This is a genomic window from Chloroflexota bacterium, assembly GCA_026706485.1.
In the GTDB taxonomy this organism is placed as follows: Bacteria; Chloroflexota; UBA11872; order UBA11872; family UBA11872; genus JAJECS01.
The window spans coordinates 342,383-365,497 of the sequence record JAPOYR010000004.1; the positions used below are offsets into that span (position 1 = coordinate 342,383).

Below are 23,115 nucleotides of genomic sequence, written 5' to 3' on the forward strand. Positions count from 1 at the left end.
GCGGCGCCGGCCAGCGTGGACGAAGACGGCCAGGGACCGGTTGCCGCGGCCGTCAACGGTGGGCATATGGACGAAATCGTCACCAGCACGGCGGCGCTGCTGGCACGACGGCATCGACGGCCGCTCCTGCTGCTGAACGTGATCGAGGTCGGTCATCAGCAGCCGCTGGAAACCTCGGACGAGCAGGCGTTGGTCCGGGCCGAGTCGGTCCTGGCAGCCGCCCAGGAGCACGTGGGCGATCGACGCGTGAAGGTGCAAACCGAGGTGTGCCAGGCGCGCGCGGCTTCGACGGCGATCATCGCCGCGGCGCTGCGCCACGACGCAGCCTCGATCGTGGTCGGCACGCATCGCTTTCTGGGACAGCACGAGTGCGACCTGGGATCCACGGCGACGCACGTGCTCCGCCAGAGCCCGATCCCGGTCACCGTGTGCTACGACCCGATCCGCTGACCGGTGGCTCTCCACGGAACGCGCTTGAGCATGCACGACAACGGGCTGATGGTTTTCGGCTGCCGCGGGCACCCCGTGCTCACCGAGGGCATCTGCCGCGAGGTGGGCTGCTCCCCGGGCGCCATGGAGACCTTCGAGTACGGCAACGACAACACCTTTGTCCGCGTGCTGGAAAACGTGCGCGAAGCCGATGTGTTCGTGGTCCAAACGGCGGGCCGGCCGGTCAACCAGTCGGTCATGGAGCTGTTCATCACCATCGACGCCCTGCGCCGCGCCTCGGCCGCGCGGGTCACGGCCGTCGTGCCCTATTTCCCCTACATGCGCTCCGACAAGAAGGACCAGCCGCGCGTAGCGATTACGGCGCGCTTGGTCGCCGACCTGCTGGCCACCGCCGGCGCCAACCGCGTGCTCACGCTGGACCTGCACGCCGAGCAGATCGGGGGATTCTTCAGCATCCCCAGCGACCACTTGAGCGGAATGCCGCTGCTCACCCAATACTTCGAAGACCTGGGATTCGACGACCTCGTGGTCGTGGGCGATACCGGACGCATCAAGACCGCCAGCGAGTGCGCGCGGCGGCTGCGGGCGCCGCTCGCCGTGCTGGATAAGTTCCGCGACCCGCTCACGTCCGAGGTCATGGTTCGCGGGCTGGTCGGCGACGTGCGCGGACGCACGGTGCTCTACGTGGAAGATGAGGTGGTCACCGGGCAGTCCATCCGCGAGGGCTTGCGCGAAATCCTGAAACAAGAGCCGCGCGCCGTATACGCTGCCTGCGTGCACCCGGTGTTCACCGACGAGGCTTACGAGATCGTGGACGCGTCGCCGCTGGAAGAAATGGTGGTGACCGACAGCATTCCACTCGACCCGGGCCGGCCCCAGGGCAAGATTCGCGTGCTGCCGGTCGCCCCCCTGCTGGCCGAGGCCATCCGGCGTATCCATACCGGCGAATCGGTGAGCGCCCTCTTCTCGGAAACGGCGGTGGCCTGATGGATCCCGCGCGCACACACGTCTCGATCCAGAAGTCCGAGGTCGAAGGGTCGCGCGGACTAGTCGCCACCAAGCACCCCGAGGCCAGCGCAATAGCCCTGGACACGCTGCAGGCGGGGGGCAACGCGGTTGACGCGGCGGTGGCGGCGGCCTTCGCCGTCGGCGTGGCCGAGCCGTGGTCGAGCGGCATCGGCGGCGGTGGATATGCCGTCGTTGCCGGCCCAGCAGGCGCCGACGTGGTGGCCTTTCCCATGCAGTCGCCCGCCCTGGCCACGCCTGACCGGTATCCGCTGGACGGCCGGGGCGCCCTGGGCGCCTTTCTCTGGCCGGGAGTGGTCGACGACGCGAACCTGATCGGCTGGTCGTCGATGTCGATTCCCGGCGCGGTCGCCGGGCTGGCACTGCTGCACGAGCGGCACGGCCGTCTGCCGTGGCGGGAGCTGGTCGAGCCGGCCGTCGCGCTGGCGCGCCGCGGCTCCCGGCTGACGTGGTTCGACCTGCTGCAAATGGGCCGGCACGCGGCTGCCGGGCAGCGCCGCGCGGAGCTGGGGCGCGTCTACTACGCCGACGGCGGCCCGCCCCGCGCCGACGTGGGCGAGGAGCCGGTGCTGGTGCAGCCCGACCTGGCCGACAGCTTGGACGCAGTGGCGCGCGATGGACCGGACGCCTTCTATCGCGGCGATCTGGCCAAGGCCATCGTGGATGACTGCGTGGCCAACGGCGGCGCACTGCGCCGCGACGACCTGGCCCAGTACCGCGCCTGGGCGATGGAGCCGCTGGAAACGGCCTATCGCGATGCCACCGTCGTCACGCCCGGACCAGGCTGCGCGGGTCCGACAACCGTCGGCACGCTCAACGTCTTCGAGCAGGCGTACGACGGAGCCGGCACGCAGAAAGATCCGGACCGGCTGCATGCCTACATCTGGGCGTCGCGGCTGGCGCAGGGTGATCGGTTCCGGCACATGGGCGATCCGGACTTCGTCGACGCGCCCTGGGCCGAGTTGGTCGGCAAGGCGCACGCAGCGGCGCAGGCCGAGGCGATCGATCCGCAGCGCGCGCCCGTGTCGGCCGGTCCCGGCGATCCCTGGGCGTACATGGCGGCCGACCGAGAGATGGAGCGCCTGAAGGGCGACTCGTCCACCACGCACCTGTGCACGGCGGACGGCGACGGCATGTTCGTGTCGCTGACCAACACGCTGGGCGGGGCCTGGGGGGCTGAGATCGTGCCGCGCGGCACCGGCATCTGCTGGAACGACGGCATGTGGTGGTTCGACCCGCGGCCGGGGCGCCCGAACAGCCTGCGGCCGCGCTCGTTCGGCCTCAGCAACATGACGCCCGCCATCGTCACGCGCGGTGGACGTCCGCTGCTCGCCGTCGGCGCGTCCGGCGGACGCCGCATCACGAACTGCGTCTCCCAGATCATTTCCCACGTCGTGGATCACCGGATGGGCGCGCAGGAGGCCATCGACGCGCCGCGCATCGACGCGAGTACGCCGTGGGTCACCGCCGACGCCCGCCTGGGCGACGCGGTGCACGAGGACCTGCGGGCGCGCGGCTGGGATGTGCAGGTGCCGCCCTATCCCGAGCAGTCGGCCTTCGCCAGCCCGGTGACGATCCTGGCCGGTCCGGACGGCTCGCTGCGGGGCGGGGTCGACATCTTCCACTCCGCCGAGGCGCGCGCGTGGTAAGCGGCGCTCCTGCGCCGGCGGTTGCGCAAGTCCTACAGCACGCAGCCGGGCAATTGGCCGTCGACGGCGGCGGGCTGCGCTATCGGGGCGCAACGCCGGACGGCTACGTGCGGCTGCAACTCACCGGCGCCTGCGCCACATGCCCGCGCCGCATGATGACGCTGGACATCGCCATCGAGACGCCGCTGCGGGCCCTCGGTGCCGCGCGGGGCGTCGAGTTGCTGCCGTCGGCGTCGGCCTGACGGTTTGTCCGGTAACTTCCCAACCGGCGCGCCGCCGCGGACGTAGGGTCGGGAGAAGCCCACGGTCGTCGCCACGATTCGCGAGCGCCGCATGAAGAGAACGCCCAGTCTTAGCCGTCGGGGACTGCTGACCGGCGCCGCAGCCGTTGCCCTCGGCAGCGGCGCGAGCGTGTTGCTGACTGCCTGCGGGGAATCGGCAGCAAGCGACGACACCCCCACGCCGTCCGCGAGCCCGGTAGCTCAAATTCCAGCGCCCACGACTGCCGCCGCAACGACGGAAGCCCAGTCACCCCCGCCTACGATCGCACCGCCGAGCACACCACCCCCGGCCACTCCCGCTCCGACCACCCAAGCGCCTGCTGCCACGGCAGCGCCCACCACAGCCGCGCCGGCGCCCACGGCGACGCCGGTTCAGGCGGCTGACATCGTCCTCGCCGATGGCGCCATCACCCTGCCGGGGAGCGTCGTCGCTCGACGCGAGCCGCGCCTGATCGCGCCAGAGTCGCATGACCGGGGACAGATCGAGATCTGGCGGTCGGGCGGATGGCAGACCAACTTCGACCTCAGCGTGGTGTCCTACGGGGACATCCTTTCCGGCGGCGTGCCGCGCGACGGCATTCCGCCCATCGACAGCCCCACGTTCGTCGGCACCGCCGAGGCCGATGCCTGGCTCGACGACCGCGAGCCGGTGGTGGTCTTCGGCGCCAACGGCGAGATTCGCGCCTATCCGCTCCAGATCCTGACCTGGCACGAGATCGTGAACGACGTGGTCGGCGGACGACCCGTCGCCGTGACCTTCTGCCCGCTGTGCAACTCGGCGTTGGTATTCGACCGCGAGGTGCTCGGGGCCACCATGCGCTTCGGCGTGTCGGGCAACCTGCGCAACAGTGACCTCATCATGTGGGACGACGTCACCGAGACCTGGTGGCAGCAGCTCACCGGCGAGGGCATCGTGGGTGACTTGGCCGGGTACTTTCTCGACCCCCTGCCCGCGCAGCTCATTGGATACGGGGAATTCAAGGCGTCGTTCCCCAATGGGGTGGTTCTCGGACGCGACACCGGCTTTCGCCGCGACTACGGCCGCAATCCCTACCCCGGCTACGACGCGGCCCGAGGCAGCCCGTTTCTGTTCCGTGGAGACCTGGACGACCGCTTGCGGTCGGGGGAGCGGGTGGTGGCCATTGAGCTCGGCGGTGAGGCCGTGGCCTACGCCTTCACCCATTTGCAGGACGTGAAGGTGGTCAACGACGTGGTCGGCAGCGTGCCGGTGGTCGTCCTCTGGTCACCGGACACGGCCAGCGCGCTCGACGCCCGCTCAATCGCCGACGCCAAGGCCGTGGGTTCTGGGGTGGCGTTTGGGCGCGAGGTCGCCGGCCGCACGTTGACGTTCGAGCCTGCGAACGGGGCCTTCACTGACCGCGAGACCGGCTCGACGTGGTCAATCTCCGGCGAGGCCGTGGCGGGAGCGCTGGAGGGCATCCAACTACCGCCGGTAGTTCACGCCAACCACTTCTGGTTCGCCTGGGCCGCGTTCTACCCCGAAACGCGCCTCGTCAAGTAGAAGGCGCGCCCTGGCGGTGAACGGTTGTGACCCGAACCTCGACCTACTGCGCTCCCGCTTGTACCGTGCGCCGCGGCTTATACGGTTGTCGGCCGCCACGACCGGCGCCGGCTCGTTACCCTTGCCCTGATGCACACCCTTGGCTTTTGGCTCGTCGTCGGAATCCTCGCCGTCGTCGAGGCCGCCGTTATCGTCACCGCGCTGCGCATGCGCGTGCGATCCACCGCGCCCCGCAGCGTCGTCGGCGGCCGCCCCGCCGAGATCTCGTGGACGCTGCTTCCGGCACTGCTGCTCGCGGTGCTGGTCCTGGTGTCGTACCAAGCCGGATAGAAGCACAGGCCCCATGAACGCCTCGGACAATCCACTCGCTGTTCACGTGCGCCGTGCCGGGCAGTGGGCCATGGGCGCCGCGGTGCTCACCATCGGACTCATCACCTATGGCGCCTGGGTGCGCGTGTCCGGGGCCGGCCTGGGATGTCCCGACTGGCCGCTGTGCGAGGGCGTGATCCTTCCGGAGCTCGAGGGCGCCACCGCCATCGAGTTCGGTCACCGCGTCTACGCCGGCGTGACCATGATCGCCACCGCGCTCGCCGCTTGGTACGGGTTCCGCGGCCGGGCCATCGACCCCCGAACCAACCGCCTGTTCCTGTGGGCGCTGGCGGCCATCGTCGCCCAGGCCGGTCTGGGGGGCGCCACCGTGCTCACCGAGCTGCACGGCATGGTGCGCCTGGCCCATCTCACCTTTTCCCTGCTCACCCTGGCCCTGCTGACCATCGGCGCGTTGCAAGCGCTGGGTTGGACCCGCGCGGCGCTGCCCGGCGTGCGGCGCACGCGGGCGCTGCTGGTCGCGACGGCCTTCGTGGTGCTCGTGGGAGGCTCCATCGTGGGCACCAACTCCAGCGCCGGCTGCCCCACCCTGCCCCTCTGCGACGGGAGCGTAGGTGCCGAGAATCTGACCCTGCATATGCTGCATCGGGCCGCGGCCTCGGCGCTCCTGCTCACGTTTTTCTTTACCGCCTGGCAGGTCTGGCGGCGCGGGGGACTCGGTCTTCCCTTCACCTTGAGCCTGGCCGCGGGCCTCGTCTCTTCCGCGCAATTCGCCGTCGGCGTCACGTCCATCGCCATCGGCCTCTATCCCGAGCTGCGCGTGCTCCATCTGGCGTTCGCCACCCTGCTCTGGTGGGTCGTGGTCATTCATTTCGGTCTGGCGCTCCACCCGCGGCGCCGCTGATGCCCAACCTGGCGCGCCACTTCATCTCACTCGCAAAGCCCCGCATCGTCCTGCTGCTCGTCTTCACGGCCGCCGCCGGGATGTGGAAAGCCGCCGCCGGCAGCCCCGAACCTGCGGTATTGCTGGCCGTCGTGCTCGCCGGCGCACTGGCCGCCGCCGGGGCCAACATCATCAATCAGGGGTTGGAGCCCGACATCGACGCCCGGATGCGCCGCACCCGCGAACGCGCCGTGGCGTCGCGACGGGTCGGCCCGACCGCGGCCGTCATTGCCGGCGTGGCGCTAGTGGCGATCGCCGTCGTCGCCCTTGCGGTCACCACCAACCTCCTGGCCGCGCTGCTCACGCTCGCCGCGGCCGCCGTCTACGTCTTCGTGTACACCATCGGGCTCAAGCGCCGCTCATGGAACAACATCGTGATCGGCGGCGCCGCCGGCGCGTTCCCGCCGCTCATCGGCGCGGCTGCCGTGACAGGCCACGTCGACGCTGTCGGTCTTTACATGTTCGCGTTCGTGTTTTTCTGGACGCCGCCACACTTCTGGACGCTGTCGCTGGTTCTGCGCGACGACTACACCGCGGCCAGGATTCCGATGCTGGGGGCCATCGCCAGTCCTCGCGATACCGCCGTGCAGATCATGCTGTACATCCTGCTGCTGACGGCCCTGGCGTGGCTGCCGCTGGCCGCCGGCTACGGCGGGCTGGCGTTCGCCCTGGCGGCGACGCTGCTCGGCGCCTACTGGATGTATGCCTCCTGGCCCCTGCGCAACGGCGCCGGCTCCAAGCAGGCGTTGAGCGCCTACAAGTTCTCGCTGGTCTACCTCGCGCTGGTATTCCTGGTGCTGGCCGTCGAACCGATGCTGCCCTGGTATGCCTAGGCCGGGATCGGCATCGATCGAACAGGCGGTCGTCCCTGTCCAAAGATTCGGCGGAACGCCGGGTCACCCCCGCGATCTCGTCGCATACCTGAGCGTTGCCACGATGGGCAGCGCGGCAAGGACGACCACGGCCGCCGCGAAGAACGGCAGGCCGGCCATGTCCTCGAACTGCCCGGCCAGTCGCCCGCTGCCGGCCGCACCGGCGGCGACGCCCAGCGAATACACCGCATAGAAGACCCCGAATACTCTCCCGCGGCGCCTGGGGCCGGTGGCTTCCGTGACCAACGCCGCCGCCGCCGGAAATACGAGCCCGTACCCGAGGCCGAAAACGGCCATTCCGATGGCAATTCCGGCATAGCCGGCGGACGTTCCGACCACGGCCAGCCCGGCGGCCACGCCAAAGAGCCCGACGATCAGAGGAATGAATCGTCCAATGCGATCGCTCGCGCCTCCAATGGGACTGGCCATCACCAGCATCGACACCAGCGCGTAGATCGCGAAGCTGACGCCGGATCGTGCGGCGGTCTCTCCTTGGTCTTCCAGCACGAGGGGCAGGTGCGTCACCAGGACGCCGACGCCAACGGTGATGGCGAATTGCGCGGCATAGGCCGACCACAGCAATCGGCTGCGCCACAGGGCGGGAAGCGGCTCGGCGTCGCTTGCGAGGGTGCGCGAATCCGACGGGCGCCATGCCCTTCGCGACGTCGTCGCAAAGATGATGAGCGTAGCCATCACGAAGGCGCCGTCGGCCAGGAAGACGGCGTTCGCGCCCCACGCGTCGCGAAGCAGCCCGGCGGCCGGCGGTCCGATCATCGCCGGGATTGCGATCAGGGCGCCCGCAAGCGCCATCGCCCGCGCTCGCCGCTCGGTCACGGCGCGGTCGCCCAGGATGGCAAAAGCCCCGGGCGTCAGCGCGGCCGCCCCGAGGCCGTGGACCGCTCGCGCGGCCAAGAGCTGCTCCGGCGAGCGGACAATCGCGTAGCTCAGGACGGCCAGCGCCGTGATTCCCAGGCCGAGAAGCACTGGAAGCCGGCGCCCCCACCGGTCGAGGACGAACCCGGCCGCTAGGTTGCCGAAAAGATTCGTGACCGAGTAGGCCGCGACGATCACGCCGACCAACGTGGCCGACGCGCCGAGGTCCCGAGCGTGCGGCGCCATGATCGGGAACTGCATGAAGAGATCGAAGAACGCCGCCAGCACCACCATCCGCGCGGCCCAAGTGGCGTAGCGCGTGACGCCTTCGGAGTGGTTATTCGCGGAGTTCGCTGGTGCCACGGAGCGGATTTTCCGAAATCCTTCGACTAGGCCGCGAGTATGGCGAACTCGAGCTTCCGTGCCGGCGCCTCCGGAATCACACGACCAGTGATCCCCCGCCAAACCCGCCTGCTGGGTTCGATGGCACGTCTCCGCTTGCTTCAGCCGCGCGGTTGCGCTGCTAGCCTCTAGTCTAGGTCGAGACTCGGATCCCATCGCCCTCATGGATTTCGCGCACGGGCGGTCGTCGGGACGGGCTTCCTTCAGCCCGCGCGAGTTCGCGCGCGCCCTCGGCGCCACCTTCGCCTATACGCCGCGCGTGATGGCCATGGTGTGGCAAACCAGTCCGGGGCTCACCGCGGGCGTAGCCGCCGTCACGGCGGTTCGCGCCCTCATTCCGGCGGCCACGATTTGGCTCACGAAGCTGGTGATCGACGCGGTCGTCGAGGCCATCGCCGTCGGCGGGTCGGGCGAATCGGTCAACCGCGTAGTCCTGCTGGTGGTAGTGCAGCTGGCCCTGGCGCTGGTCGGCACGGCGCTCGATCACGGTGGCAACGCGCTGCAAGCGATGCTGGGCGACCGCTTCTCGAACCGGATCAACATCATGATCCTGGAAAAGGCCGAGACGCTGGACCTGGCCTACTTCGAAGACTCGACGTTCTACGACATGCTGGAGCGCGCCCGCCGCGAGGCCAACATGCGCCCGACCGGGCTCGTCACCAACGTCTTTTCGCTGGCCGGCAGCTTCATTCAGCTTGTCTCGGTGGCGGCGCTGCTGGCGGCGCTCGCGTGGTGGATTCTGCTGGTGGTTGCGGTCACGTCCATCCCCTACCTCGGCGCCGACATGTGGTTCGCCCGCGCGCGCTACCGGATGAACTGGCGGCGCGCGCCCGACGCCCGCCGGCTCTGGTATCTGGGCTACGTGATGACGTCGGACGAGACGGTCAAGGAGGTGCGGCTGTTCGACCTGGGCGGCCATCTGCTGGACCAATACCGCCGCACCTTTGCCCGGTTCTACCGCGAGAATCGCAAGCTCACGCTGTCGCGCGAGAGCATCACCTTCGCACTGGGCATCGTGTCCGCGGGCACGGCGTCCGGGCTGTACATCTTCGTGGCGCTGGCCACCATCGCGGGGCGGCTGACGCTGGGCGACCTCACGCTCTATCACCAGGCGCTGGTGCAGACCCAGGAGCGGCTGCGGCGAATCTTCTCCGGCGTGAACTCGATGTATGAGGCCAACCTGTTTTTGACCAACCTGTTCGACTTTCTCGCCTTCGAGCCGACCATTCGCCCCGATCCGGGGCAACGACCGGTGCCGCGACCGATCCGCCAAGGGATGGCGTTTCACGACGTCCACTTCAGCTATCCCGGCGTGCGCGAGCCGGTGTTGCGCGGCATCGACCTCACCATCGACCGCGGCGAGACCATCGCGCTGGTCGGTGCCAACGGCGCGGGCAAGACCACCATCGTCAAGCTGCTCACCCGCCTCTACGATCCCTCGCGCGGACGGGTCACTTTGGACGGCGTGGACCTGCGCGAATACGACGTCGCCAGCGTGCGCAGCCAGATCGGGGTGACGTTTCAGGACTTCGTGCAGTTTCACGCCACGGCCAACGACAACATCGGCTACGGCAACCTGCCGCTCAAGGACGTGCGTTCCCTGGTGGAATCTGCGGCGCAACGCAGCGGCGCGGCCGAGACCATCGACGGGCTGCCCGACACCTACGACACCACGCTGGGGCGCTGGTGGGGCGACGGCACCGAGCTTTCCGGCGGCGAGTGGCAGAAGATCGCGCTGGCCCGCGGCTACATGCGCGACGCCCAGCTGCTCATCCTCGATGAGCCCACCGCGTCGCTCGACGCGCGCACCGAGTACGAAGTCTTCCAGCGATTCAGGGAGCTGACCTCCGACCACATGGCGGTGCTGATCTCGCACCGCTTCTCCACCGTGCGGATGGCCGACCGCATCTACGTGATCGAGGACGGGCGGGTGTCCGAGCACGGCACGCACGAGGAGCTGCTGGCCCGCGACGGAACCTACGCCACCTGGTTCGGCATGCAGGCGTCGGCCTATCGGTAGCGGACCCGCTTCCCAGCGGCTGCAATTGCTGCGAAAATGACCAAAATGCGGCGGGGACTCAGCGATGCGCGGGTCGCCGGACGCGGCGGAGGGATCGAGTTGACGAGTAACCGGCTTGCGGCAGCCAAATGACGCCGGAGCTGATCGGCATTCTGAGCGTGGGCGCTGCCCTGGCGACCCTCAACCTCGCCGTCGCCGCCTGGCTGCGCGCCGACATCAGAGATGTGCGCACCGAAGTCCACGCCGTACGGACCGAGTTGAAGACTGATATCCACACCGTGCGGACTGAGTTGGGGGCCGAGATTCGTGAATTGCGGACGGACGTGCACGGACTGGACCAACGGACGTCGCGCATCGAAGGCGTGATCGAAGGACTGTTCGTCGGCATGAACGGGCGCGGGCGCGCGACACCGCGAAGTGCAGGACAGGAACGCGGCGAGGAAGAAGCGTCCTGACGGTGGTCGACGCGCGCTCCTTCGTCTGAGGAAAAGAGCCCCGTTTTGTGGGCGACGGCGGCGGCCCGTACGATCGCGGCAGCTACTGCCGCGGGAGATGTGTCATGTCTGAGACGGAGACGTTGAAAGTGGGCGACGAGGCACCGGACTTCGAGCTTCCGACGGCCCCCAGGGACGCGGAGCCGTTCAAGCTGAGCGACCATCGCGGGTCGACGGTGGTCATCAACTTCGTGCCGGCGGCGTTCTCGCCGGTGTGCAGCGACCAGCTCCCGATCATCCAGGAGAAGCTCGGCGGGCGCGAGGGGACCGTGACGGTCGCGATCTCCACGGACAACACCTGGACGCTCAAGGCCTGGGCCGAGCAGTCGGGTGTGAGCTATCCGGTGCTGAGCGACTTCAACCCGCTCGGAGCGACGGCGAGCGCCTACGGGGTGCTCATCGAGGACATGAACATCGCCAACCGCGTGATCGTCGTGGTCGACGATGACGGCAAGGTCGCGCACATCGAAACCGCCCCAGAGGTGGCCGAGTTGCCCGACTACGACCCCGTGATGGCGTGCCTATCGGGCTGAAGTCCGGGGGCGGCAGTTGCCGCGGACGAGCATCCCGCTCTTGGCGACAAAAGGCCAGAGGCCACCCGGGGGTGGCCTCTTCCCAGCCGCCGAAGCAACTGGGGGAATCGCCCTAACGGTCTTACCGTCCCTGAAGGCTTGTCAAGAATTCGTCAGTCGGAGTGCCCGTTCTGGCGCCCGGTGCGTCACAATCGGGCCAGTGAGTCCGCATTGAACGGAGGACGTTCGTGAGATTTCCGAATCCGGTCTTGGCCACGCTGCGCCGAGGCGAAGTGTCCATTGGCTCCTGGCTCAACCTGGCGTCGCCGCTGGCGGCCGAGGTGATGGCGGTGGGCGGCTGCGAGTGGCTGGTGATCGACGCCGAGCATGCGCCCTGGGACCTGGGGATGATCACGGAAGGACTCCGGGCCATCGAGTCGCAGGGATGCGTGCCGCTGGTGCGTCCCTGGACCAACGACCCGGCCTGCTTCGGACAGATCCTGGACGCCGGCGCCATGGGACTGGTGGTACCGCACGTGAGCACGGTGGAGCAGGCCGAGGCCATCGCCGAAGCCGTGCGCTATCCGCCCCGCGGGCACCGCTCGGCGGGAACCTCTCGCGCCACCATCGACCGCGCCTGGTCCGCGCAAGCCAACGACAACCTGATCATTTGCCCCCAGATCGAAGACCTGGAGGGCGTGGCCAACACCCAGGCGATCATGGAGGTCGACGGCATGGACGTGGCCTACATCGGGCCGTCCGATCTGGCTCTGTCCATGGGCCTCACCAGCGCCGACATGTTCACGAACGCCGATCACGCGGCCGCCATCGCCGGAGTCCTGGCGGGGGCGCAGGCCGCCGGGAAGCCGGCCGGACTGCCCGCGCCCACCGTGGAGCGGGCCCGTCAGCTCATCGATCAGGGATTCACGATGATCGACTACTCGAGCGACTACCGCATTCTGCAGGCCGCGCTGGCTGAGCAACTCGCCGCGGTGCGGGCCTGATGGGCGCGGAGGGCGGCGTGAGCTACCTGACCACCGAGAAGGTCGCCGTGATGGGCGCGGCGGGCGCCGTGGGATCCAACCTCGTTCAAGCCCTGATCTCCACCGGCACGGCCAACACCGTCGCCATGTACGACCCCTACGGACCGGGCCTGGCGGGTGCGGCCGAGGAGATTTACCACTGCGCCTTTCCCGAGGCGCAAGTGACCTGGACGACTGACGCGGGCGAGGCGCTGGACGGCGCGGCCTTCGTGCTCAGCTCCGGCGGCGCGCCGCGCCGCGAGGGCATGACGCGCGAGGACCTGCTGCGCGGCAACGCCGAGATCGCCGCGCAGCTGGGGAAGGACATCAGCCAGCACGCACCCGAGGCCAAGCTGGTGGTCATCGTCTTCAACCCGGCGGACGTCACCGGCCTGGTGACCCTGGTGCACTCGGGCCTGCCGCCGCAGCGCGTCACCACGCTGGCGGCGCTGGACAGCACCCGTCTGCAGACGCGCCTGGCGCAGCATTTCGGTGTGCCGCAGCACCGGGTGTACGGCTGCCGCACCTACGGCGGGCACGGCCAGGAAATGGCGCTCTACAAGGGCGCGATCCAGATTGACGGGGTGCCGCTCAACGACATCGTGAACGACGGGGCCGAAGCCAACGGCGTGGGGTTGGACGCCGACGGCTGGCAGGCGATCCGCGAGCACGTCCTCGGCGGCGGCGCGCGCGTCATCAAGCTGCGGGGACGGTCCTCATTCCAGTCGCCGGCGCACCTCACCGCGATGATGGTGCGGGCCGCCTGCGGCGGCGAGCCGTTCGAGTGGCCCTGCGGCGCATTCGTCACGGGCGAGCCGTACGCCAACGTCATGATGGCCATGCCCACCACGCTCGGTCAGGGCGGGGTTGCCTGGCGGCTGCCCGAAGGCGACGCGGACGAGCGGGCGGAACTCGACGCGGCCTATGCGCACCTCCAGCACCTGCGCGACGAGACGATCGGCATGGGCCTAATCCCGGCCGTCGCCGATTGGGGCTCGGTGAACCCGCACCTGGCGGGCTGACGCGGGGTTAGCCGTAGGTGCGCATCAGCTCTTCGGGCGTGAGGCGGCCGGCGTTGGTGGCCGAGTAGACGGCCGCCTCGACGCGGCGGTTGGCATCCAGCACAAAGGCCGTGGCCTGGAAGGCGCGGCGGCGCTCGAAACGGTAGGCGCCCACCGCGTCGAGGGCGTCGGGGTAGGCAAGCTCGCCCACCAGCGGGAACTCGAGCCCCAGGCGCTCCGTCAGCGCCGCAATGTCCTCACGCGGGTCGACCGAGAGTCCCACCACGTCAACGCCGATCGCGTCAAGGGTGTCGAGCAACCAGTTGTAGCCGGCCAACTGCCGGCGACAGTGCGATCACCAGTGGCCGCGGTAGAACAGCAGTGCCGTGCGTCGATCCCCAAGGTCGTCCGGCACGCGGAACGGCGTCCCGTCGCCCAGCACGCCCGCTAGCGTTGGAAACGCATCGCCGAGGTTGAGTCGTGCCATGTCGATGCTCCCCTTTCGTTCGCGCCAGTATGACCGACGGCGGCAGAGCCACCAGCCATTCGTGGTGAGCCATTCGGCAAGCTCAGGGCAGGCTCTGTCGAACCACGAGCGGATTCCCCACCATTACCGACCACGGCCCCGATTTGACACAATTGGGCGACGACCTTCCCGGTCCGCCGGGACTTTCCTGGAGACAACCCATGGCATCACAGTCGACACCCGAGATCGTCGCCTATCTGAAGCCCGTCTGCGGCTGGAGCGCCGGCGTCCGCGCCGTCCTCGACAAGTACGACCTCGGCTACGAGGACAAGGACATCATCAACAGCCCGACGAACTACCACGAGATGGTGATCAAGAGCGGTCAGCCGCTGTCGCCCTGCGTGGTGGTCGACGGCCGCATGCTGGCCGACGTCAGCGGCGAAGAGGTCGAAGCCTGGCTCGCCGACAAGGGCTACATCGCCAAGAACAACCTGCCCACGCCGGTCCCCATCGACCGCGCCTGCGCCGACGAAGTCCACGCCGCCAATGTCACGTTCGAGGACCTGTAGCGCCACCATTCCCGCTCCAAGTCGCCGGTTCCGGTGGGAGTCTTGAGCTAGAGAAGGTGAATTCGTTGGCCTGGCACACAGCGGGAGTGCTGTAGCGCTTGGTAGCGTTGCGGATGAAGACCATCACAGTGTCGGTTGATGAGAAGACCTACCGGCTTGCCTGTGCCAAGGCGGCAAAGCACGGAACGTCAGTTTCGGCGCTGATGCGCGACTATCTGGTGACCCTGGTGCAAGGGCAAGTGATCGAGACGGAGTTCAACCGCCTGCGTCGACTGCAGGATCAGACGCTGGCCGCCATCCACGCACGCGGCGGCGGTTTGCGGGTGGCGGACAACCTCCCCCGCAGCGACTTGCACCGGCGCGATGCGCTTCGTTGATTCGAACGTTCTGATCTACGCGGTCAGCGCCGCGGCCGGAGACGCGCAAAAATTCGCCGCGCGCTGGATGCACTGGCCGTGCGGCCGGCCCTCAGCCCCGCAACTCCGCGCCCAACCGGTGCTGGAGCGCTCGGACGACGCGGTTGTGCGCCTTGTCCGCTTCCTTGTCCGTGAGCGTCCGGTCCGGCGCCGCATAGCTGAGCGCGTAGGCGAGGCTGCGCTTGCCGGCGGCGATCTGCTCGCCGCGGTACTCGTCGAACATTCGCACCGAGGCCAACAACGGACGCCCCGCGCGCTGGATCGTCTCCAGCACCTCGGCTTGGGCCACGGCCTCGTCGACGACGACGGCCACGTCACGCAGCGCGGCGGGATACTCCGACCACGCCGTGAACGACGGCGGGCCGGCCGACGCGTCTCGCAGCGCGCCCACGTCCACCAGCAGCGCCCAGGCGCGTTCGTCCAGGTCATAGGCCGCGGCCACCTCGGGCTCGATGGCGCCGTAGGCGGACAGCGTCCGACCCGCTTGCGTTGCTGCCGCCGCCTGCCCCGGCGCGAACGTCGGGTGCTGGACCTCCTCGTGGCTGACCGTGGACAGGTCGACGCCTGACCGCGCCAGCAATTCGTCGACGAGTCCGCGAACGAACGGAAGCTCGACGGTCGCGGTTTCGTCCCAGCGCCCGGCGCTGACGCGCTCGCCGATCACCGCCGTCAGCAGCAGCGGCTCCTCCGGCAGATCGTCGGGGCGCGGCAGGAACGTCGGCTGGCACTCGAAGAGCAGCAGATCTCGGTCGGTATGACGGCGGTTGGCGCGCAGGGTTTCCAGCATCGTCGACAGGCCGGTGAGCCTGAGCGTCGACTCATCCGACGACAGCGGATTGCGGATCGCCAGCGGCGCTCGATGCAACGGCAGCAGCCGGTCGGTGAGCGCGCGCCCGGCGTCGTTCATCGCGGAACGGTGAATCATTTCCCAGGTCTCGGGGTCGCCCAGCGGCGTTTCCGGATCGGCGTCCAGCAGGTCCGGCGACACCAGTCGCGCCAGCCGGGCCTCGCTCGTGAGCGCATAGGTTACGCACTCGGTGAATCCAAGGCCGACCATCACGTCCCGCAGCTCGTCGTCGCGCGGGTCAAGCTCGCCCGGCACCACGTCCGTCACGCCGCCGGTGGGCAGCGTATTCGGTATGCGGTCATAGCCGAGCAGGCGCGCGACCTCTTCCACCACGTCGGCGGGCGTCGTCACGTCGCGGCGCCAGAATGGCGGCTGGACGTGCAGTACGTCGTCGAACTCGGTCACGTCGAAGGCCAGCGCTTCGAGAGACCGCCGCACTTCGGAGCGTTCGTAGACCAGGCCCATCAGGCGCCCGATGCGGTCGAACTCGAGCGAAACGGGCTCGGGTTGGCTCGGCGCCGGATAGGCGTCCGCCGACAGGAACTCCCCGAGTCCCGCGCCGATCGTCTCGATGAGCTGCACGCAGCGTCGCAGCGCGGGTTCAGTGAGCTCAGGGGGCAGGTCTTTCTCGAACCGGCGCGAGGCCTCGCTGCGCAGCGCCAGCCGATGCGCCGTGCGGCGAATGCTCACAGGATCGAAGGTTGCCGACTCCAGCAGCACCGTCGACGTGGCGTCGGTGACCTCCGTGGCCAACCCGCCCATCACGCCCGCCAGCGCCACCGGGCCTTCGCCGTCCACAATGCAGAGCGTCTCGGCGGTTAGCTCCCGGTCCTGGCCGTCCAGCGTCACCAGCCGCTCTCCGGGCCGGGCCGTGCGGACGCCGATCATGCCCCCGCGGATGGTGTCCCAATCGAACGCGTGCAGCGGCTGCCCGGTTTCCAGCATCACGTAGTTCGTCACGTCCACGATCGTGTTGATCGGCCGCATGCCCGCCAGCTCCAGCCGCTTGCGCAGCCACGTCGGCGACTCGCCCACCTCCACGTCGCGCACGAACGCCGCCGAATAGCGGGCGCAGAGCGCCGGATCGTCGATCTCCAGGTGCACCGAGGGCCACTGCTCGCCGTCGCTCGCCCGAGCGTCGGGAATTGGCGAGCGGACCTCGGCGCCAAAGAGCGCGGCGGCCTCGCGCGCGATGCCCAGCACCGAGAGGGCGTCCGGGCGGTTGGCCTTGAGCTCGAATTCGATCACCTCGTCGCCCAGGACCTCGGTCAAGGGCCGACCGACCGGGGCGTCGGGCTCCAGGATCAGGATGCCCTCGTGGTCGTCGCTCAGCCCCAACTCGCGGTTCGAGCACAACATGCCGCGAGAGACGACGCCGCGAATCTTGGTCGGCTTGAGCTCCTTCAGCCGCGGCTCGTCCGAGTAGGCGTCCCACAGCCGCGCGCCCTCATGCGCAAAGGCGATCCTGTCGCCGACCGCGAAGTTCCACGCGCCGCAGACCACTTGGATCTCGTCGGCGCCGGTGGTCACCGTCGGCAGGTTGAGCCGGTCGGCGTTCGGATGCGGGTCGATTCGCACGACCTCGCCCACCACCACCCGGTCCCAGTGCTCGCCGGCGCGGTGAATCTCGGCGACCTCGAACCCAGCGTCGGTCAGCCGCCGCGCGGCCTCGTCAACCGGCGCGCTTACGCCCGAAAGCTCGCACAGCCACTCGTAGGGCACTCGCATGAGCTAGTGGAACTGCCTGAGGAACCGCAGGTCGTTGCGGTAGAAGCTGCGGATGTCGGTAACACCGTATTTCAGCATGGCGATGCGCTCCACGCCCATGCCGAAGGCAAAACCCTGATACACCTCGGGGTCGTAGCCCACGTTCGCAAGCACCGTGGGGTGCACCATGCCGGCGCCCAGAATCTCGATCCAGCCGCTGCCCCCGCAGACTGAGCAGCCGCCGCTGTCGCAGGCGTGGCAGGACATCTCGGCCTCGGCGCTGGGCTCGGTGAAGGGAAAATAGCTGGCGCGAATCCGCAGCTCGCGGTCCGGACCGAACATCGCCCGCACGAAGTGCGTTAGCGTGCCCCGCAGGTCCGCCATGGTGATGTGTTCGTCGATGGCCAGCCCCTCGACCTGCATGAACTCCGACTCATGCGAGGCGTCGCGGTTCTCATAGCGATAGACCTTGCCCGGCACGATCACGCGCACCGGCGGGCGCACCTGCTCCATCACGCGGGCCTGCACCGGCGAGGTGTGAGTCCGCAGCAGCAAATCGCCGGGCCGCGCTTGTTGCTGGAGGTGGAAGGTGTCCCACATGTCGCGCGCCGGGTGGTCGGCGGGAATGTTGAGCAGCTCGAAGTTGTAGCGGTCCCACTCCACCTCCGGTCCGCTGACGGCGCGGAAGCCCAGCGGCGCAAGCACCGCGCGAATCTCACGCAGCGTGCGCGTCAGCGGATGCAACCGGCCCAGGCGCACCGGATAGCCGGGCATGGTGACGTCCGTGTCGGATTCATGGACGCGACGGCTCAGGCGGTCGCGGCGGGCGGTGAGCGCTGCTTCGAGGTCCTGGCGCGCGGCGTTGGCGGCCTGCCCCGCGGCCCGGCGCTCCTCCGGTGGCAAATCACGAATCGACCGCAGGATGCCAGTGAGCGCGCTGCGCCGTCCCAAGTGCGCCACGCGCCAGGCTTCCAACGCCGCGTCGGAGCCGGCCTGCGCCAGCTCGGCCCGCGCCTCGGTCAGCAACTCGTCAATGCGCTCGCGCACTCGGGTCCTTATTCGTGGAATCGGCCGCGCGCTGCCGCGCGGCCTCGAACAGGATAACGGCGGCCGCGGCGGCCGCGTTGAGCGATTCAATCTCGCGCTGCATCGGCACGCGCACGGCGGCGCGGCTCGCGGCGCGCCAGGCGGGCGAAACACCCGCCGATTCAGCTCCCACGATCAGTCCGCAGGCGCCCGTCCAGTCGATGTCGTGGTAGGTCAGCTCGGCGTCGGCGCTGGCCGCGTACAGATCGGCCTCGGCGTCGAGCGACTCGAGGTTCGCCGGTTCGGCCGCTTTCCGAATGGGCACGCGAAACTGTCCGCCCGCGCCCGCCCGCATGGCCTTGGGACCGTAGGCATCCGCCGTACCCGGGGTGCAGATCACGCCCGTCGCGCCCGCCGCGGCGGCGCTGCGAACCATGGCGCCGACGTTGCCGGGGTCTTGCACGCCGTCCAGGACCAGGAGCAGCGCGGGGCCCGAAACCGGCGGAGGGTCCGGCGCGGCGATCACCGCGAGCACGCCTTGTGGTGTCTCGGTATCGGCGACGGCGTTGAATACCCCGTCGGTGCAACGGCGCACGGAAACTCCCTGCGCTGCGGCCTCGTCGACAACTGCCGCGGCGGCTGGTGATGGGTCCTCCACGCACAGCACCGACTCAACTACGCCCGCATGCAACGCCTCGGCCACGAGCTTCGGTCCCTCGACGACCGTGTGGCCGGCGCGGCGGCGCGCGCTCCCGCGCTGGAGGGAACGCACATGGGCAACCGTCGGGTTGCGGACACTGCGGATGACCGGCGCCGGAGCCACGGCCCCACCGCGCCTAGGCGGCGGCTTGCGCCGCCTTCACCAGGTCTTCGAAGGCCTCGGGCTCGTTGAGCGCCAGGTCCGCCAGCACCTTGCGGTCGAGGTCGATGTTGGCCCGCCGCAGCCCGTGCATGAACTGGCTGTAGGTCATGCCCAGGGCGCGAGCGCGCGCGTTGATGCGAAGGATCCAGCCGCGCCGCATGTCGCGCCGCCGCGTGCGCCGGTGGGCGTAGGCGTACTGCCGCGCGTGCATCAGGTCTTCGTGGGCGGCCTTGAACTGACGGCTGCGCGCGCCCTTGTGGCCCCGCACCGCCTTGAGAACGCGGCGGCGGCGCTTGCGGCTGGCAACGCTGCGCTTCACTCGTGCCATCGACGATCCGCTCTATCCGGCGAGCAGGCGCTTGGCCTGCTTGAGCTGACCGCCGGTGATGGGCTGCTCGTGGCCCTTGCTGCGGCGGGCACGGCTGCTCTTCTTGCGCCGCAGGGTCTGCGCCGTGCTCTTGGCGCACGTCACCTTGCCATTGGCGGTTTTTCGCAGCCGCTTAACGGCGGCTTTTCGTGTTTTGAGTTTTGGCATAGGACAACAAAACCGCGGCGCTGCACGCCGCGATGCTTCAGGGTAGCACGGGCCGGCCGTCTGGCCCTCGTCGAATCTTTGTCACGTCCGAACTATAGAAGCGGAAGGCGGGCCGCCGCGCCAAGTCAATCCACAGCGTCCTTAGGGGTTGGGCACTTCGAAGCGGAAGCCCTCGATGTCGATGTCAAGGTCTACCAGGCTCGGGTCGATGTCGAAAACCACGGCAATCGTGGCCGTCAGTCCGCCGGGCACGGCCTCGACCAGGAACAGCGGGCGGCCTTCCACTGCTGTCGACGGCATGGCGATAAGCGCATTGACTCCCGCCGTGTCCACGGCGATTTCGCTGCCGCCCGGCTCGATCAGCAGGATATTCGTCTTGGAGATCACGACGTTCCCGCCGTCGTTGGTGTTGCGGAACGTGATCGTCACGACCAGGAACAAGCCGCTCTTGGGCCGAAACGCCGAGCCGTGAACCTGCGCCAACTCCTCCAACCGCTGCACCGAATCCAGCGTGACCTCCAGCCCGTCATCCCCAAGCCGCGTGTCCCCCACCGTGGGAAGGCCGGTGGGCGACTCGGCGGATTGCGCCACGCCTTCGGGCGTGGCCGCAGCCGTGGCCTCACCCTCGGTTTCAGCCTCTGTTGCTTCGTCGACATTGCGATCGACCGCGAGCGTCGCGACTTCTTGACCCTCGCTCCCCCCGCAGAACGGCAGCCCGAGTTCGGCAATGTCACTGACTTCGGCAGTGCGCAGAGCCTCAGGTATGCACCCGGTGAACTGGTTGCCCCCGCCGAGAAACAGCTCTCGCAGGTTCACCAGGCGCCCCAGCTCCGGTGGTATCTGCCCACTCAATTGATTCCATCCGAGGTGCAGCCATTCCAGGTTGGTGAGACGTCCAAACTCGGCCGGGATCATCCCCTGCAATTGATTTCCACTCAGCGACAGGGCTTTCAAGCCGGGGAGGTCGCTCAGCTCCGGCGGGATCGCTCCCTGCAGTTGATTCCCACCCAGCCACAGAGTGGTCAATCTGGCGAGGTCGCTCAGTTCCGGCGGGATCGGCCCGCTGAGTTGGTTCTCGTGAAGCACCAGTTCCAGCAGATTGGCAAGTCGACCCAACTCGGGTGGTATCGGCCCGGTCAGCTGGTTGTCCTCAAGCGACAGCCGCTGCAGAGCGTCGAGACCTTCCAGGGCCGGCGGGATCTCCCCGCTGAGCTGATTGGCGCCAAGACTCAGCGTCGCGAGGCTCGATAGCTGGCCCAACTCGGGTGGAATTGCTCCGGACAGCTGGTTGCGGCCCAGGTAGAGGTGAATCAGGTTGGCGAGGCTGCCCAACTCTGTCGGAATTGCCCCTTCTAACTGGTTCTCCGAGAGAATCAACTGAATCAGGTTGGCGAGCCGGCCCAGCGAGGCCGGGATCTCCCCAGACAGCTGGTTGCCACGGAGGCTCAGATGTTGCAGATCGGTCAGGTTGCCGATTTCGGACGGGATCGGCCCGCTAAGCTGGTTCCAATCTAGGCCCAATTCGTTCAGGTTGCCGAGACGGCCCAACTCAGCGGGGATCGGCCCGCTGAGTTGATTCTGGTAAAGCCGCAGCACTTCCAGATTTGCAAGGTTGCCCAACTCAGGCGGGATCGTCCCGCTCAATTGGTTTTGGTGTAGCCGCAGTTCCTTCAGATTCGCAAGATCGCCCAACGCAGGCGGGATCGGCCCGCTGAGCTGGTTGTCCTTGAGTTCCAGTCTCACGAGTCTTGTCAGGCGACCTAGTTCGGGCGGGATGGGCCCGCTCAGTCGGTTCATCCAAAGCGCCAGCACTTCGAGCTTTGAAAGATTGGCCAGCTCAGCCGGGATGGTCCCGCTGAGTTGGCTATTCGGCAGCGACACTGCCGTAACTCGTCCATCGACCGTAGAGACGCCACGCCAGAATTCGAGTGGCGCGTCGCTCAGCCAGTTGTTGTTGTTCGTCCAATTCGGTCCATCGGTCGCGTGATAGAGCGCGACCAACGCTTCTCGATCAGTGGCGGGTCCCAGCGTCAGAGCCGTTTCTGGCTCGGGTGTCGGCGTCGATTCGGGACTCGAGCTTCCGCTCGCCCCACAAAACGGCAGCCCGAGTTCCCCAGCGTCGCTGTCCTCGATGTCTTGCCAAGCCGCGGGGATGCACCCGGTGAGCTGGTTGCCACCGGCGAGACGCAGATGCGTGAGTTCCTCGAGCCGGCCCAATTCGGTCGGAATTGTTCCGCCGAGCTGGTTCGACCCGAGGGTAAGCACCTTCAAGTTTGAGAGTTGGCCCAATTCGCGCGGGATCGGTCCCGTCAGCTCGTTGTCGAGGAGCTCCAGGTTTTGCAGCTTGGACAGACTTCCCAACGCGGCCGGGATCATGCCACTGAGTTCGTTGAACGCGAGACTCAGGGCCGTCAGGCTGGCGAGTTGGCCCAACGCCGGCGGAATTGCGCCGCTGAGCTGGTTCGATCCGAGCCCCAGCACTTCGAGGTTGGAGAGGTGAGCCAGCCCCGGTGGTATTGCGCCGGTGAGATCGTTGGCCCCGAGATCCAGTGCGATCAGATTGGAGAGGCGGCCCAGCTCGGGCGGGATCGGTCCAGTCAATTGGTTGAAGAAAAGCCCGATCCACTTCAGATTGGCGAGATCGCCCAGCGCCGGCGGGATTGTTCCCTCAAGCTGGTTGAGGGAAAGCTCCAGCAATTCCAGCTTGGTCAGGCGGCCCAACGCTGGCGGAATGGCTCCGGTGAGCCGATTGCCGATCAGGTTCAGCGCTTGCAGGTTTGCGAGGTCTCCCAGTTCAGGCGGCACGGCTCCGGTGAGTCGGTTGCCGCCGAGCCAGAGATGCGCCAAGTTGGCCATACGGCTCAACTCAGGTGGAATTGGCCCGCTGAGTTGGTTCTGGCGAAGGTCCAGCACGAGCAAGCTGGAGAGTTGGCTCAGTGCGGGCGGGATATCACCCTGCAACCGGTTGTCGGAAAGCTGCAGCTGCGTGACCCGGCTGTCGAAATCGGTCGTGACCCCATGCCATTCATCGAGCGGCGCCACGCTCAGCCAGTTGCTGTTGTTGGTCCAATTCGGTCCGTCCGTGGCGTGGTAGAGCGCGACGAGCGCCTCTCGATCCCTGGCAGCGGTGGACGCGGGCGCCGCGGTCGGCGCTTCCGTCGGGTCCGGCGTGGGGGTTGCCGCAGGCGCGACGCTGGGCGTCGGTGTTGGATCAGGCGTAGGCGTCGGGCTTCGGCCGGGCGTGGGAGTTGGCGACGGAGCGACCGACGGGGTTGGCTCGGGAGTCGGGTTGG

General features: G+C 68.3%; 23 protein-coding genes and 1 pseudogene. 15 read left to right on the forward strand and 9 right to left on the reverse strand.

Going from position 1 to position 23,115, the window contains the following annotated elements; translation table 11 throughout:
• Positions 1-15 precede the first annotated feature (15 nt).
• The 8 genes from OXG79_04085 (at position 16) to OXG79_04120 (ending at position 7,031) form a co-directional block, all read left to right on the forward strand.
• On the forward strand, positions 16-450 hold the full coding sequence (locus OXG79_04085) for a universal stress protein (GenBank protein ID MCY3782950.1): 435 nt from the start codon (positions 16-18) through the stop codon (positions 448-450).
• Between the two features lie 30 nt (positions 451-480).
• On the forward strand, positions 481-1,437 hold the full coding sequence (locus OXG79_04090) for a ribose-phosphate pyrophosphokinase (protein ID MCY3782951.1): 957 nt from the start codon (positions 481-483) through the stop codon (positions 1,435-1,437).
• Positions 1,437-3,125 (forward strand): gamma-glutamyltransferase, encoded by a 1,689-nt coding sequence (locus tag OXG79_04095; protein MCY3782952.1) that lies wholly within the window; start codon positions 1,437-1,439, stop codon positions 3,123-3,125. Before OXG79_04090 ends, OXG79_04095 begins: the two co-directional genes overlap by 1 nt.
• A complete protein-coding gene (locus tag OXG79_04100) occupies positions 3,119-3,367 on the forward strand; it encodes a NifU family protein (GenBank protein ID MCY3782953.1) in 249 nt (82 codons plus the stop codon). The genes OXG79_04095 and OXG79_04100 overlap by 7 nt, the downstream gene beginning before the upstream one ends.
• A gap of 91 nt (positions 3,368-3,458) precedes the next feature.
• The gene (locus OXG79_04105) at positions 3,459-4,928 is read left to right on the forward strand and encodes a DUF3179 domain-containing protein (protein MCY3782954.1); all 1,470 of its coding nucleotides are present in this window, start codon (positions 3,459-3,461) and stop codon (positions 4,926-4,928) included.
• 129 nt (positions 4,929-5,057) lie between these two features.
• The gene (locus OXG79_04110) at positions 5,058-5,258 is read left to right on the forward strand and encodes a hypothetical protein (GenBank protein MCY3782955.1); all 201 of its coding nucleotides are present in this window, start codon (positions 5,058-5,060) and stop codon (positions 5,256-5,258) included.
• A gap of 13 nt (positions 5,259-5,271) precedes the next feature.
• Complete coding sequence (locus OXG79_04115) at positions 5,272-6,159, forward strand: COX15/CtaA family protein (GenBank protein ID MCY3782956.1); 888 nt, start codon at positions 5,272-5,274, stop codon at positions 6,157-6,159.
• Entirely contained in the window at positions 6,159-7,031 is an 873-nt protein-coding gene (locus OXG79_04120) for a heme o synthase (protein MCY3782957.1), read from the forward strand. The genes OXG79_04115 and OXG79_04120 overlap by 1 nt, the downstream gene beginning before the upstream one ends.
• A gap of 63 nt (positions 7,032-7,094) precedes the next feature.
• Here the strand turns inward: OXG79_04120 and OXG79_04125 are convergent, their stop codons facing one another.
• Positions 7,095-8,306, reverse strand: a complete 1,212-nt coding sequence (locus OXG79_04125) for an MFS transporter (GenBank protein MCY3782958.1) — start codon at positions 8,304-8,306, stop codon at positions 7,095-7,097.
• A gap of 202 nt (positions 8,307-8,508) precedes the next feature.
• Here OXG79_04125 and OXG79_04130 point away from each other — a divergent pair, with 202 nt between their 5' ends.
• From OXG79_04130 to OXG79_04150, 5 genes are all read left to right on the forward strand, one after another.
• Positions 8,509-10,365 carry an ABC transporter ATP-binding protein gene (locus tag OXG79_04130; protein ID MCY3782959.1) on the forward strand — a complete coding sequence of 619 codons (1,857 nt, stop codon included), beginning with the start codon at positions 8,509-8,511 and terminating at the stop codon, positions 10,363-10,365.
• 128 nt (positions 10,366-10,493) lie between these two features.
• Positions 10,494-10,820 carry a hypothetical protein gene (locus OXG79_04135; GenBank protein ID MCY3782960.1) on the forward strand — a complete coding sequence of 109 codons (327 nt, stop codon included), beginning with the start codon at positions 10,494-10,496 and terminating at the stop codon, positions 10,818-10,820.
• A gap of 104 nt (positions 10,821-10,924) precedes the next feature.
• The gene (locus tag OXG79_04140; protein ID MCY3782961.1) at positions 10,925-11,392 is read left to right on the forward strand and encodes a redoxin domain-containing protein; all 468 of its coding nucleotides are present in this window, start codon (positions 10,925-10,927) and stop codon (positions 11,390-11,392) included.
• Positions 11,393-11,619: 227 nt separating this feature from the next.
• Positions 11,620-12,375, forward strand: coding sequence for an aldolase/citrate lyase family protein (locus OXG79_04145; GenBank protein MCY3782962.1), 756 nt, complete (start codon positions 11,620-11,622; stop codon positions 12,373-12,375).
• 17 nt (positions 12,376-12,392) lie between these two features.
• On the forward strand, positions 12,393-13,415 hold the full coding sequence (locus OXG79_04150; GenBank protein ID MCY3782963.1) for a malate dehydrogenase: 1,023 nt from the start codon (positions 12,393-12,395) through the stop codon (positions 13,413-13,415).
• A 7-nt stretch (positions 13,416-13,422) separates the two neighbouring features.
• On the opposite strand, the pseudogene OXG79_04155 reads toward OXG79_04150, so the two are convergent.
• Positions 13,423-13,734: pseudogene (locus OXG79_04155) on the reverse strand (redoxin domain-containing protein).
• Between the two features lie 15 nt (positions 13,735-13,749).
• Positions 13,750-13,881: a hypothetical protein gene (locus OXG79_04160; protein MCY3782964.1), complete on the reverse strand. Its 132-nt coding sequence runs from the start codon at positions 13,879-13,881 to the stop codon at positions 13,750-13,752.
• Between the two features lie 200 nt (positions 13,882-14,081).
• Here OXG79_04160 and OXG79_04165 point away from each other — a divergent pair, with 200 nt between their 5' ends.
• Positions 14,082-14,429 carry a glutaredoxin gene (locus tag OXG79_04165; protein ID MCY3782965.1) on the forward strand — a complete coding sequence of 116 codons (348 nt, stop codon included), beginning with the start codon at positions 14,082-14,084 and terminating at the stop codon, positions 14,427-14,429.
• A 113-nt stretch (positions 14,430-14,542) separates the two neighbouring features.
• Positions 14,543-14,806, forward strand: coding sequence for a hypothetical protein (locus OXG79_04170; protein MCY3782966.1), 264 nt, complete (start codon positions 14,543-14,545; stop codon positions 14,804-14,806).
• 91 nt (positions 14,807-14,897) lie between these two features.
• Here the strand turns inward: OXG79_04170 and pheT are convergent, their stop codons facing one another.
• From pheT to OXG79_04200, 6 genes are all read right to left on the reverse strand, one after another.
• Entirely contained in the window at positions 14,898-17,420 is a 2,523-nt protein-coding gene (gene pheT / locus OXG79_04175) for a phenylalanine--tRNA ligase subunit beta (GenBank protein ID MCY3782967.1), read from the reverse strand.
• A gap of 3 nt (positions 17,421-17,423) precedes the next feature.
• Positions 17,424-18,446, reverse strand: coding sequence for a phenylalanine--tRNA ligase subunit alpha (gene pheS, locus OXG79_04180; protein ID MCY3782968.1), 1,023 nt, complete (start codon positions 18,444-18,446; stop codon positions 17,424-17,426).
• Positions 18,430-19,248 (reverse strand): RNA methyltransferase, encoded by an 819-nt coding sequence (locus OXG79_04185; protein MCY3782969.1) that lies wholly within the window; start codon positions 19,246-19,248, stop codon positions 18,430-18,432. Before OXG79_04185 ends, pheS begins: the two co-directional genes overlap by 17 nt.
• 13 nt (positions 19,249-19,261) lie before the next feature.
• The gene (gene rplT / locus OXG79_04190) at positions 19,262-19,615 is read right to left on the reverse strand and encodes a 50S ribosomal protein L20 (GenBank protein MCY3782970.1); all 354 of its coding nucleotides are present in this window, start codon (positions 19,613-19,615) and stop codon (positions 19,262-19,264) included.
• Positions 19,616-19,627: 12 nt separating this feature from the next.
• On the reverse strand, positions 19,628-19,822 hold the full coding sequence (locus OXG79_04195) for a 50S ribosomal protein L35 (protein MCY3782971.1): 195 nt from the start codon (positions 19,820-19,822) through the stop codon (positions 19,628-19,630).
• 141 nt (positions 19,823-19,963) lie between these two features.
• On the reverse strand, positions 19,964-22,864 hold the full coding sequence (locus OXG79_04200; GenBank protein ID MCY3782972.1) for a hypothetical protein: 2,901 nt from the start codon (positions 22,862-22,864) through the stop codon (positions 19,964-19,966).
• Positions 22,865-23,115 lie beyond the last annotated feature (251 nt).

Excerpts from the sequence above, each read along its gene's own strand:
- OXG79_04120 (MCY3782957.1), top strand. The coding sequence starts at position 6,159 with ATGCCCAACCTGGCGCGCCACTTCATCTCACTCGCAAAGCCCCGCATC.
- OXG79_04135 (MCY3782960.1), top strand. The coding sequence starts at position 10,494 with ATGACGCCGGAGCTGATCGGCATTCTGAGCGTGGGCGCTGCCCTGGCG.
- OXG79_04130 (MCY3782959.1), top strand. The coding sequence starts at position 8,509 with ATGGATTTCGCGCACGGGCGGTCGTCGGGACGGGCTTCCTTCAGCCCG.
- OXG79_04140 (MCY3782961.1), top strand. The coding sequence starts at position 10,925 with ATGTCTGAGACGGAGACGTTGAAAGTGGGCGACGAGGCACCGGACTTC.
- OXG79_04165 (MCY3782965.1), top strand. The coding sequence starts at position 14,082 with ATGGCATCACAGTCGACACCCGAGATCGTCGCCTATCTGAAGCCCGTC.
- rplT (MCY3782970.1), bottom strand. The coding sequence starts at position 19,615 with ATGGCACGAGTGAAGCGCAGCGTTGCCAGCCGCAAGCGCCGCCGCCGC.
- OXG79_04195 (MCY3782971.1), bottom strand. The coding sequence starts at position 19,822 with ATGCCAAAACTCAAAACACGAAAAGCCGCCGTTAAGCGGCTGCGAAAA.
- OXG79_04090 (MCY3782951.1), top strand. The coding sequence starts at position 481 with ATGCACGACAACGGGCTGATGGTTTTCGGCTGCCGCGGGCACCCCGTG.
- OXG79_04095 (MCY3782952.1), top strand. The coding sequence starts at position 1,437 with ATGGATCCCGCGCGCACACACGTCTCGATCCAGAAGTCCGAGGTCGAA.
- OXG79_04105 (MCY3782954.1), top strand. The coding sequence starts at position 3,459 with ATGAAGAGAACGCCCAGTCTTAGCCGTCGGGGACTGCTGACCGGCGCC.
- OXG79_04160 (MCY3782964.1), bottom strand. The coding sequence starts at position 13,881 with ATGGCACGACTCAACCTCGGCGATGCGTTTCCAACGCTAGCGGGCGTG.
- pheT (MCY3782967.1), bottom strand. The coding sequence starts at position 17,420 with ATGCGAGTGCCCTACGAGTGGCTGTGCGAGCTTTCGGGCGTAAGCGCG.
- OXG79_04170 (MCY3782966.1), top strand. The coding sequence starts at position 14,543 with ATGAAGACCATCACAGTGTCGGTTGATGAGAAGACCTACCGGCTTGCC.
- OXG79_04115 (MCY3782956.1), top strand. The coding sequence starts at position 5,272 with ATGAACGCCTCGGACAATCCACTCGCTGTTCACGTGCGCCGTGCCGGG.
- OXG79_04110 (MCY3782955.1), top strand. The coding sequence starts at position 5,058 with ATGCACACCCTTGGCTTTTGGCTCGTCGTCGGAATCCTCGCCGTCGTC.